This is a genomic window from Synechococcus sp. R8-2, from assembly GCF_047461715.1.
GTDB lineage: Bacteria > Cyanobacteriota > Cyanobacteriia > Thermostichales > Thermostichaceae > Thermostichus.
In genome coordinates this window covers 1-11,200 of the sequence record NZ_JANSHQ010000219.1, presented here as the reverse complement: position 1 = coordinate 11,200, position 11,200 = coordinate 1, and the positions used below count along the sequence as shown (strand labels likewise).

Genomic DNA, 11,200 nt, shown 5'->3' with positions numbered 1-11,200 from the left:
GCTCCGCGCCGCTGACGCGACCACTCTCAGCCCTTCTGCCAAAGAAGAGGGGGGCTGGGGAACAGCTTTATTGCCATTTGTGGGATTTGATATTCGAGCTGGAATTTGCCAGGTGGATCCCAGAGGCAAAGTGGGCCGGTGGTCCTTCACCTTTCGAGTCTCAAGCAGCGATCGAGGGCTGTCCTTGGGTGTGTGGGTGCGCTATCGGCAGGGTGAAGTGGAAGGCACTGCCCTGATTGATCCCCCCCGATTCTGCCCAGATGCGCCCCCCCATGGCCTCAATGATCAGTCGGCAAATGGCTAGCCCCAAGCCCGTCCCACCCACCGAGCGCCGCAGGGATCCCTCTGCTTGATAAAACCGCTCGAAGATGGCTTGCAACCGGTCTGGCTCAATGCCGCGCCCGGTGTCGGCAACAGTGAACTTCACCATCGCCCCCGTCGATCCACCGGCTGGTGGCTCCACTTCTGCCCGAATCCAGATCCGTCCGGTGGAAGGGGTAAATTTGCAGGCATTGTCCAGCAGCTTACGCAACACCTCCACCAGCCACTCCCCATCCGCCCTAACCATTGGCAGCCGTTTGGGCAGCACCTGCTCGATGGTGGGCAAGTCTTCGTGCCGCCGTCGCGCTTTGACATTGCTCAGGGCCAGCTCCACACATTCTTGAGCAGACAACGGCTCGATATGCCAGCGAACGCGACCACTTTCCAGCTTGGAGAGGGTGAGAAAGTCCTGCACCAACTCCCGCAGCCGATCGGCATCTTGCAGGGCTGTGTTCAACATTTCCTGGCGCATCTCCAGGGGCATGTCGGGGTCGCTGGCCAAAGACTCCAAACACACCTGAATGGTGGACAGCGGGGTGCGCAGCTCGTGTCCGGTCACGGCAATCAGCTCTGATTTGGCCTGATCCAGAGCTGCCAACTGGCGATTGAGCTCTTCTAGGTGCTGATAGGCTTCTGCCTGCAAGAGGGCTACCCCCACTTGGTTGGCAATGGCTTCTGCCAACTCCAGAGTGGCCGGCTGCCAGCGGTGAGGGTGTTCGTGGTGTAGCTCCAATAGGCCCAGCAACCGCCCTTGATAGAGAATCGGCATGGCCACCCAAGCCCGAATTTGGGCCGGCTGCCACAGCTCCGGCACTCGCTGCAGGCGGGGATCCTTTTGGGTATCCTCGCAGCACACCGCTTGTGCCGAGGCCATTGCCTCCCGCAAAAAAGGGTTGCTGGGAAGAGGCCACAGGGATCCCTTAAGGCTGCCCATCGTTAGGGTGCGGTACTCCTGCTCAATCTGAACAGCAGGGGCCTGGCCATCGTAACGGTAGATCAAACATCGCCCCACCTCTGCCACCTGCCCCAGCTCCTGCACAGCAATTGCCAAAATCTCGCCGGGATCCAAAGACTGGCGAATGGCACTGCTGATGCGGTTGATCAGATGCTCTTTGCGCTCTTGCGCCCGAATGGTGCGGTAGGCCCGCTGCAGCTTGTATTGCCCTGCCTGGAGATAGGTGATCAGCCGCTCGGTAAAGGGGCCTGGATTCAGTTGGCTGGCGGAGTTTTGCGGGGATCCCTTGAGGTACTGGCGAAGGGGCTCAAGGCGAGGTTCCAGATCCGGTCGGTAACTGAGGATCTTGGGCAACAGGGCCAAAGCCGCTTGGACTGTAATCTGACGATCAAATGACCAGATCCCATCAAATTGGCGAGCTGCATCCATATCGCTGCTTTGCCAAGGACGCTCCCGCTGCATCTGCAAGCGTTCTCGACACACGAGGCAGGTGGCATAGTGGGCATCGATGACGATCAAGTGCCACTCCTGCACCAAGGGATCCTCTGGATCCAAGGGAATGGTGTGGTAGGGCAGGTCTGTCTGAGCAAAATCCTTTTCTGGGGTCGCCAACACAAACACGTCTTGGGCCATTGCGCTGATGCGCTGGTAGCGCCGTGCCTCCTGGCGGTAGTAGCGCTCCTTTTGAAAGTTAGCGAATACCCACGGGGATCCCTGCCCTTGCAGCACCTGATCCTCAATGGCGTGGCTGAGGGCAACCAAAGAGGATTTGAAATACAGTTGTGGGCGCAGGTGCGGCAAAGCCTGCAGCAGATCGCTCAATAGGGAGGTACGACTCTGGCGAAGGTAAGATCTAGAGCGGGTGGAAGCCATAACCCTACTGGCAAGCACAGATCACAGGCAGTACAGGGACACTTAACCCCAGAGAAGGAGGCTCGCAGTCTAGGTTTAGTCTAACGGTTGGGATCCCGCGGCGGAGGGAGCTTCATAAGGCGCAAGATCCAGCTAGCCCAAACTAAGAGATATAAAGTTTACGAAGTTATATGTAAGTCAGCCAAATGTCGGGATCCCGGTACAGCCAAGAGGACGTGCAGCAGATCCTCCAGCGGGCCATTGCCCGCCAGCCACGCCTGGGCGAGTTCACCCGCTCCCAACTGCAGGAGATGGCTGCCGAACTGGGGATCTCCCCCCAAGAGCTGGACTTGGCCGAGCAGGAATGGAAGGCCTGGCAAGAGCTGAACAGCCAACACCGAGAATTCCAGCGCTACCGCCGTCGGCAGTTTTACCAACTGCTGGGCCGCTATGGAATTGTCAACAGCTTTTTGCTGGGCTTAGACTGGCTCTCCGGTGGAGGGCTATCTTGGTCGCTGTTTATACTCATGGGGTGGGGCTTGACCGTTGCCCTCAAGGGCTGGAACGCCTACCAAACCGAGGGTGAACGCTACGAGAAAGAGTTTCGCCAATGGCAAAGGAAACGCCAGAAAGATCTCCAGAGCAAGTAAGCCCAGCCTATCGGAGAAGTCTGTCCCGCTGATGGAGATGGATTTTTCTCCAAACTCTGAGTGGGAAGGGGCACCGCCGAGAGATGCTACCATAGATATTCAGCATCGCTGAATGCCCGTGCGGGCGTAGTTTAATGGTAAAACCGCAGTCTTCCAAACTGCTGTTGTCGGTTCGATTCCGTCCGCCCGCTTCCTCCCACAAAATCCTAAGGGATCCCTTAAAGTGCCCTTCAGATTCTTCTTCACAGGTTGGGGCCGATCGTGGTGGTGCGGCGGATGGGTTGACCCTTTAGAGTCTTGCCTTCTACTGTTTTCACCCAGCCTTGCCCTGGTACAAATCGGTACTGCACATCGGTATCAGAGCCACCGAGCAGATCCCCTTGGGCATTGAAGACGCGAGTTTCCCGCTGCCAGTGTCCTGGCCCGGTCGGTGTACTGCTCGACTCGGTGGTGTAGGTTTGGCCGCGAGCATTGTTGAATTGGCCGCTGTGCTGCCAGCCTTGCCCCGCTTGGCCCTCGATAAGGCTCGAGCTGCTGCCCACCGTCTTGCCCTCGGCGTTTTGCAGGGTGGTGCTGCCCTGCCGTTGCCAACCCTCATGTGTGTGAGTAGTGGTGTGCTGATGGTTCAGGTTCCAGGTCTGACCTTGTTGGGTAGTGACTTGGCCGGAATAGTCTCCTTCCACCCCCTGACCGGGAATGAATTGCCGGGATCCCTGGCCGGAATAGGTGCCACTACCCGATCTGCCACTTGGCCCGGTGCGAGTGTAGGTGCCGGAGTGAGTGAAGGTGCGCCCACCGCGCGGGGCCAGGGATCCACCCGTTGGCGTGGTGGCTGTGGCAGTGCGTTGACGGGGGCGAGCCTGCGCAAAGGGAGCAAGCGCCATCAGGAGGGCAGTAACCAATAACAGGCAAAAGCTTGCGGTTTTCATTTTCATTCTCATTTTTCGAGACCCCTTGAGAAATTGCCAATCATGACCCAGGCTAGGTGCTCACCTCATCTGACTCTGACTTTGGCCTGAGGGTTCACCTCCCGAGGGGATCCCAGCCAGACATAACCTGCTCTTAATGTCGGTGCTGTAATCTCAGAGGTGCCTTTAGCGAATGCGACTGCATTTTTCTATGAATACCCGTCGTACTTTCCTGGCTGTTGCGGCTGGCCTGGTGGCTGCGTCTGCTGCTGCTCTTCTGGCTGCCGACAGCTTTGCTCAGTCTCCTGCCGAAGTCAAAGTTTGGATTGCCTTTACCGACAACCGCCTGGATTGGGCCCGCGAAAAAGCGGCAGAGTTCAACAAACAATTTCCTCAATACAAAGTTACGGTCGAAGGCTACGGCAACTACGAAGAAATTCAGCAAGCCACCGACCTGGCCATTCAACAAAATGCTGCTCCTTCGGTGGTGCAATGGTTTGAGGTGGGCACCCAGCGGGCACGGGATTTTGGTTACTTCAAGTCCATTGCCGAGGCTCTGGGCAATCGCACCGAAGTGAACGGGATCCCAGTGAATTTCGACGATTTTATCGAGCCGGTGGTGAGCTACTACACCCTGGATGGCAAATTTACGTCCATGCCCTGGAACAGCTCCAGCCCCATTCTCTACTCCAACACGGCCATCTTGAAGAAGGCAGGGATCGAAAAGCCGCCGGCCACCTGGCAAGAGCTGGAGGCTGCTTGTCAAAAGATCATGGCCCTCCCCGACGCTCCCCAGGGCTGTGTGACCTGGCCCAATCACGGCTGGTTCTACGAGCAGTGGATGGCCCAGCAGAATGCCCTCTTGGCCAACAACGACAATGGCCGTGCCGCCCGTGCCACCCAGGTCTTTTTGGACTCGGAGCCGTCAATTGCCATCGCCACCTGGTGGAAAGGGATGTATGACAAAGGCTACTACATCTACAGCGGCAAGCAGCGGGATTGGGCAGCCACCGAGCAGGCCATCCAGACCGGTACCGTCGCCATGGCCATCACCAGCAGCGCCGATGCCGCCAACATCACCAATGCCGCCAAGCAGAACAACATCGAGCTGGTCACCACCCGCATGCCCTACAACGCCGACAAGGGTTGGACGGGGAACTTGATCGGGGGAGCCAGCCTCTGGCTGGTGAAGGATCTGCCCAAGGAGGTGGAAGAGGGGGCGCTGACCTTCATGCTGTGGCTCAATAACACCGAAAATGCTGCCGAGTGGCACCAAGTGACCGGCTACTTGCCCATTCGGAAAAGCTCGGTAGCCTTGCTGGAGTCGAAGGGCTGGTTCAAGGAAAACCCCAACTTCTTCACCGCCAGCGACCAAATCAACAATTCCAAGGTGACCCCTGCCACCCGTGGGGCGCTGCTGGGGGCTTTCCCCGAAATTCGCAACGTGGTGACCCAAACCATGGAAGATCTGATGCTTAAAGGCGGGGATCCGGCCCAGGCCATGGCCAAGGCCAACCAGGAGGCCAACCGCCTTCTGGCCGAGTACAACTCCCTCTACCAGTAACCTGGATGTCGATGGGCCAGGGGTGTTATTGAGGGATGGGGGTGGGCGGCGGCCTGCCCCTTTCCGGGCTTTGATAAGGCTCTTGTGAAGAGCACAGCCGAGGTGAGAGGCATGTTGGGATTCGTCCAAGTGTTGGTGCCGCTGTTGGCAGGGTTGCTGGGATCCCTCTGGATGGGGCTCCGTTTTCGACGCATCGAGTGGCCTGTGCCGGTGGGGGCAGTGCTGGGGGGCCTAGCAGGAGGGCTGGGATCCCTGATTTTTATGGCGCCCCTGGATTTTTGCACTTTTGAGCCGGAGCGCAAGGCCATCGACATGGCCTTTGGCGTGGGGCTGGTGCTGGCGGGCATGGCCATTCCCCTCTGGCCGCTGTTGGCGTGGACGCAGAAGGAGCAGGAGCGCCGCCTGGGGATCCCCGGCCCAGCTGTTCAGGAGAGGGGCATCTTTAAGCAGTGGTGGCTGGCGTGGCTGCTCTTGTTGCCCACCTTCACGATCTTGGTGGTGTTTCTCTACTACCCAGGGCTGGATACCTTCCGCCTTTCCACCCTGCTCACGTTTGTGGGGGCGCCGCGCAGCCGCTTCGTCTGTGTGGATAACTTTACCGCTTTGCTGACGGATTCCACCTATCTGCGCAGCCTGGGGATTACCTTTGCCATTTCGGCGGCCATCGTGGTGCTGGGGTTGAGCGGATCCCTGTTGATTGCCACGCTGGCCTATCAGCCGATTCGGGGGGCGGCGATTTATCGGGTGTTGCTGATCTGGCCCTACGCCATCTCTCCGGCGGTGGCCGGGATCATCTTCTTTATCATGTTCAACCCCTTGGGAGGGGTGGCCAACCATTTGCTGGGCCTGGTGGGGATCCCCCGTTTAAACTGGCTCAGCGATCCCAACTTGGCCCCTTGGGTGGTGATCTTTGCCAGCGTTTGGAAGCAGATGGGCTACAACATTTTGTTTTACCTTGCCGGCCTGCAAAACCTGCCCAAGGATTTGCTGGAAGCGGCTGCCATCGACGGGGCCGGGGCAGTGCGTCGCTTTTTTGCCATCACCCTACCGCTGCTTTCTCCCATCACCTTCTTTTTGGTGATTACCAACATGACCTATGCGTTTTTCGATATCTTTGGCACCATTGACTTGCTGACTGCTGGGGGCCCTTCCGGATCCACCTCGGTGTTGATCTACGAGATCTACAAAATCGGAGTGTCTTCAGGCAATTTGGGTAGGGCTGCCGCGCAATCCATCGTCCTGTTTCTCATTGTGGTGGGGCTGACGATCCTGCAATTTCGCACCACCGAGCGGAATGTAACCTACGGCGGATAACGGCTGTCTCTGCTGCAACGCAATGATCCCAGTTCTCAGTGGGCAAGGGGAAAATCGGCAAGAATGGGGGTAGAGAATCTAGGGATCCTCGATGGCCCCAAAATCCAACGCCTCGACTTGCTGGCGCGACTTCGGGAAGCTGGGCATGCTGCTGGCGGCCACTCTGCTGCTTTGGCTCCTCTGGGGCTCCATAGCGGGCAGCCAAGCCCGTCTCAACTTCAACAACGCCGATCTGCAAGGTCAAGATCTATCCGGCCAAGATTGGCGGGGCAGCAGCTTTGTCAGCGCCAACCTGCAGGGCGCCGATCTGCACGGGGCCAACCTTTCGGGGGCGGCATTCACCAAGGCCAATCTGGCGGGGGCCAACCTATCCGGTGCCGATTTGAGCAATAGCCTTTTGGATCTGGCCAATTTGGCAGGAGCCGATCTCAGAGGGGCCAAGCTCACGGGAGCCATTGCCGCACGGGCGGTTTGGCAAGGAGCGCAGATTGCCGGCGCCGATTTCAGCGAAGCCTATGTGGATCGGGCGGCAAAGCGGCAGTTGTGTGAGCGAGCTGAGGGATCCCACCCGATAACCGGCGTAACCACCCGTGAGAGTTTGGGCTGCCCTTGAATCAGGGCCGGCAAAGGTGAAGAAAACAGGATCCCTGAGCCCCGTCGGTCAGATTGGCCTCTAGATTGGGTGAGGTGTCGATAGTGCCCCAACCATGAGCAAGCCCAGCTTTGCGGTGATCGGCCTGGCGGTGATGGGGGAAAACCTGGCCCTCAACATCGAGCGCAATGGCTTCCCGGTTGCCGTCTACAACCGCACCAGCTCCAAAACCGACCAGTTCATGCGGGAGCGAGCCCAAGGCAAACGGATCACCCCCGCCTACAGCCTGCCGGAATTGGTGCAACTGATGGAGCGGCCCCGCAAATTCTTGATCATGGTCAAGGCGGGTGCGCCGGTAGACGCGGTGATTGACGAGCTTAAACCCCTGCTGGATCCGGGGGATATCATCATCGACGGCGGCAACTCCCTCTACACCGACACCGATCGCCGTGCCGAAGCCCTCGCCCCCACCGGGATCCACTTTGTCGGCATGGGAGTGAGCGGCGGGGAAGAGGGAGCCCTGAACGGCCCCAGCCTCATGCCCGGCTGCAGCCCAGAGGCTTACCAACAACTGGAGCCCATCTTGACCAAAATTGCTGCTCAAGTGCCAGACGGCCCCTGTGTCACCTACCTGGGGCCCAAAGGGGGCGGGCACTACGTGAAGATGGTGCACAACGGCATCGAATACGGCGATATGCAGCTGATCGCCGAGGTCTATGACCTAATGCGCAGGGCCTTGAAGCTGTCGGCCTCGCAGATGCAGGAGATTTTTCAGGCTTGGAATGAAACGGAGCTGGAATCTTTCCTGATTGAAATTACCGCCAAGATTTTCCAAACCCTGGATCCGGAAACCGGCAAGCCGTTGGTGGATCTCATTCTGGATAAGGCCGGGCAGAAAGGCACCGGTTTGTGGACGGTCAAAGATGCTCTGGATCTGGGGGTAGCGGTGCCCACCATCGAAGCGGCAGTGCAAGCTCGTATCCTCTCGTCGATGAAAGAGGAGCGGGTGGCTGCCTCTGCCCAGTTGAAAGGGCCGGACGCCACTTTTGAAGGGGATCCCGATCGCTTTATCCAAGATCTGCGCGCTGCTCTCTATTGCTCCAAAATCTGCTCCTATGCTCAGGGGATGGCCCTGCTCAAAAGAGCCACTGTTGCCCACGGCTACGTCTACACCTTCAGCGAGATTCCGCGGATTTGGAAGGGGGGCTGTATCATCCGCGCCCGCCTCCTCGGTGAGATCCAATCGGCCTACAAACGGGATCCAGAGCTGGTGAACCTGCTGTTGGATGAGGAATTCGAGCAGGCCATCCGGGAGCGGCAGGGATCCTGGCGGCGGGTGGTGTCCACGGCGGCTGCCCTGGGGATCCCGATCCCGGCCATCAGCGCTTCTTTGGCCTACTACGACAGCTACCGTACCGCCAACCTGCCCCAGAACCTCACCCAAGCCCAGCGGGACTTCTTCGGGGCCCACACCTTCGAGCGCATCGACAGGCCGGGCGTCTTTCACCATGAGTGGAATGCCTGTTGCCGTTAGCGATGCGTAGCATCAAGAGGTCTCCGGAAAAAAGTTGAACCGCGCACCTCCGTATGGAAAGGCTCCCCTTCCTGAGGAAAATCCTCGCGGAAATGGGCCCCGCGGCTTTCTTCCCGCAGCAGCGCCCCCTGCGCTACCAGACGGGCCAGCAAAAGCAGACTGCCTGCCTCAGCCTCTTCCCGGCTGGCCCAAGGCTTTTCCTGCAGGGGAAGTGCCTTGACAAAGGCCAGAAAAGCCCGCAGCCGTGTTCCCTCCCGCACAACGCCCAAAGCTTCCCCAACTCGCTGCCTGAGAGCCGGCAGGATGTCGGGAGACGTCGCCAGAACGGGTAGCCTCTGCAGCTGTCGGGGAAAGCTCACCTCTCCCAAATCTTGCAAGGCAGCCAAGGCGGCCCGCTTGCCCATGACCAGCCCCTCCAAGAGACTGTTGGAAGCCAAACGATTGGCCCCGTGTAGCCCCGTGGAAGCCACCTCCCCAGCAGCATAAAGGCCCGGCAGGCCGGTGAAGCCGAAAGTGTCCGTTCGGATCCCACCCATCACGTAGTGAGCCGCGGGAACAACTGGGAGCAGATCCTTCGTGGGATCCAGCCCCAAGGCGCGGGCAGAGGCAACAACGGTGGGAAAGCGCTCCTCCAGATGTTCGACGACCCGCAGATCCAGGTAGGTTCCCCCTGTCTGCTGCCGCTCCCAGAAAACGGCCCGAGCTACCACATCCCGCGGCGCCAGCTCTCCCAGCTCCGCATAGCGAGGCATAAAACGCTCCCCCAAGGCGTTGAGGAGAACAGCCCCTTCTCCTCTTACTGCCTCGCTCACCAGCGCTCCATTGGGCAAGGCCGTGGGGTGAAATTGCACAAACTCCAGATCCCTGAGAGTGGCCCCTGCCCGCCAGGCCAGCACTATTCCGTCGCCGGTGGCCCCCGGGGGAGCTGTCGAGACGGGGAAAAGGCTGCCAAATCCTCCCGTAGCCAGGAGAACTGCCCCGGCCCTCACCTCCACCGGCCCTCCAGGGCCAAGCAGCAAGGCCCCCCCTACCCTGTCCCCCGCCAGCAAAAGGCTTAGGGCTGTGTAGCCCTGCAAAGGCAGCCTGTTGAGGCGAGCCAGCAAACCTCTCAGAAGCCACAGTCCGCTCCGATCCCCCCCCAGATGGCGTACCCGCGCTTGGGAGTGGCCCCCTTCCCGGACAGGTTGGGGATGGAAAGGAAGGCCCCAGCGCAAAAGTCTCTCCAGGTGCAAGGGTGCTTCCTCCACAATGGAGCGAGCCACCTTTTCTTCCACCAGGCCGCGGCCCGCTTGCAAGGTGTCTTGGATATGGGCTTCTACGTCCGCCTCATCCACAGGAAAAGCCACCCCACCCTGCGCCCAAGGGGTAGAGCCAGAGGGAAGGGGATCCTTGCTTACCACCAGAGTTGTCGCCCCCTGGGCTTCGGCCCACAGGGCTGCGTACACCCCCGCCACCCCTGCTCCCAGGATCAACAGGTCTGTTTCTAACAAGGGCGGCGCCCCGTTCTTCCCCTCCACCTCTAGGCTCCGGCGGGCACTGCCAGCATGGCCAGGATGGAACGGCGAGCCTTCTCAGCCACCTCCTGGGGCACCTGGATCACGTAGCGCATCTCCTGCAGGGAGCGGTAAATCTTTTCCAAGGTAATCTTCTTCATGTACTCGCAGACGGCTTCTGCCTTGACAGGGATGAACGTTTTGTCTGGAGCTTCTTTCTTGAGCCGGTGAAGAATGCCCACCTCGGTGGCCACCACAAACTCGCGGCTTTCTGAAGCTTTGGCGTAGCGCACCATGCCCTCGGTGGAGAGCAGCTTGGCATCCGGTTTGAGGAAGAGACAGCTAGAGCCGCAACTGCACTCCGGGTGAATGAGGAACTCTGCTCCAGGGTGCTCTTCCACCATCGCCTTGAGGTGCTCTTCCCGGATGCCAACATGCACGTGGCACTCTCCCGGAAAGAGATCCAGCTCCCTTCCGGTTACTTGAGCAACGTGGGCTCCCAGAAACATATCCGGCACGAAGAAGATGGGGCGATCCGGGGGCAGGCTGGCCACCACTTGAACTGCGTTGGCGCTGGTTACGCAGACATCTGCCAGAGCCTTGATCTCGGCAGCGGTGTTGACGTAGGCCACCACCAGGCCCTCAGGGCAGGCTGCCTTCCACCGCAGCACATCTTGCGGGCGAATGCTATCGGCCAAGGAACAGCCCGCCTCCAGATCCGGCAGCAGCACCGTCTTTTCCGGGTTAAGGATGGCAGCCGTCTCCGCCATAAAATGCACGCCCGCAAAGACAATCACCTGGGCGCTCGTCTTTTGAGCCTCCCGAGCCAGTCCTAAGGAGTCTCCCACAAAGTCCGCCACCTCTTGAACTTCAGGGAGCTGATACGAATGCGCGAGGATAACTGCCTGCCTTTCCTGTTTGAGCCGGGCAATCTCCTGGACGATTGTGGCAGTGTTGTGTAGCAATGGGGTTTCTCCCTTCATTTTCGACTTCTTGTCGCGACAGCGTTGCGTAGCA

At 59.4% G+C, this 11,200-nt stretch carries 9 protein-coding genes and 1 tRNA gene; 6 read left to right on the top strand and 4 right to left on the bottom strand.

The genetic code is table 11. The features are described 5' to 3' along the window. Nucleotides 1–160: 160 nt before the first annotated feature. Nucleotides 161–2,098, bottom strand: coding sequence for a DICT sensory domain-containing protein (locus NW819_RS05965; protein ID WP_414413193.1), 1,938 nt, complete (start codon nucleotides 2,096–2,098; stop codon nucleotides 161–163). A gap of 236 nt (nucleotides 2,099–2,334) precedes the next feature. On the opposite strand from NW819_RS05965, the gene NW819_RS05960 reads away from it, so the two are divergent. Both NW819_RS05960 and NW819_RS05955 read left to right on the top strand, forming a co-directional pair. Beyond that, nucleotides 2,335–2,778 carry a 2TM domain-containing protein gene (locus tag NW819_RS05960; protein WP_011434035.1) on the top strand — a complete coding sequence of 148 codons (444 nt, stop codon included), beginning with the start codon at nucleotides 2,335–2,337 and terminating at the stop codon, nucleotides 2,776–2,778. A gap of 120 nt (nucleotides 2,779–2,898) precedes the next feature. Beyond that, nucleotides 2,899–2,969, top strand: a tRNA-Gly gene (locus NW819_RS05955). A 51-nt stretch (nucleotides 2,970–3,020) separates the two neighbouring features. Here NW819_RS05955 and NW819_RS05950 read toward each other — a convergent pair. Next, nucleotides 3,021–3,662, bottom strand: a complete 642-nt coding sequence (locus tag NW819_RS05950) for a hypothetical protein (RefSeq protein ID WP_414413192.1) — start codon at nucleotides 3,660–3,662, stop codon at nucleotides 3,021–3,023. Between the two features lie 235 nt (nucleotides 3,663–3,897). Between NW819_RS05950 and NW819_RS05945 the strand changes: the two genes are divergently transcribed. The 4 genes from NW819_RS05945 to gndA all read left to right on the top strand — a co-directional run bounded on the left by NW819_RS05945 (nucleotide 3,898) and on the right by gndA (nucleotide 8,690). After that, a complete protein-coding gene (locus tag NW819_RS05945) occupies nucleotides 3,898–5,250 on the top strand; it encodes an ABC transporter substrate-binding protein (protein WP_414342295.1) in 1,353 nt (450 codons plus the stop codon). 111 nt (nucleotides 5,251–5,361) lie between these two features. After that, on the top strand, nucleotides 5,362–6,564 hold the full coding sequence (locus NW819_RS05940) for a carbohydrate ABC transporter permease (protein WP_414329418.1): 1,203 nt from the start codon (nucleotides 5,362–5,364) through the stop codon (nucleotides 6,562–6,564). 91 nt (nucleotides 6,565–6,655) lie between these two features. Further along, nucleotides 6,656–7,177: a pentapeptide repeat-containing protein gene (locus NW819_RS05935; RefSeq protein ID WP_414329417.1), complete on the top strand. Its 522-nt coding sequence runs from the start codon at nucleotides 6,656–6,658 to the stop codon at nucleotides 7,175–7,177. Nucleotides 7,178–7,271: 94 nt separating this feature from the next. Then, the gene (gene gndA, locus NW819_RS05930) at nucleotides 7,272–8,690 is read left to right on the top strand and encodes an NADP-dependent phosphogluconate dehydrogenase (protein WP_414413191.1); all 1,419 of its coding nucleotides are present in this window, start codon (nucleotides 7,272–7,274) and stop codon (nucleotides 8,688–8,690) included. Here the strand turns inward: gndA and NW819_RS05925 are convergent. Continuing rightward, a complete protein-coding gene (locus NW819_RS05925; RefSeq protein ID WP_414413190.1) occupies nucleotides 8,687–10,180 on the bottom strand; it encodes an L-aspartate oxidase in 1,494 nt (497 codons plus the stop codon). The genes gndA and NW819_RS05925 overlap by 4 nt on opposite strands. 29 nt (nucleotides 10,181–10,209) lie before the next feature. Then, nucleotides 10,210–11,166 carry a quinolinate synthase NadA gene (nadA, locus tag NW819_RS05920; RefSeq protein ID WP_414413194.1) on the bottom strand — a complete coding sequence of 319 codons (957 nt, stop codon included), beginning with the start codon at nucleotides 11,164–11,166 and terminating at the stop codon, nucleotides 10,210–10,212. Nucleotides 11,167–11,200 lie beyond the last annotated feature (34 nt).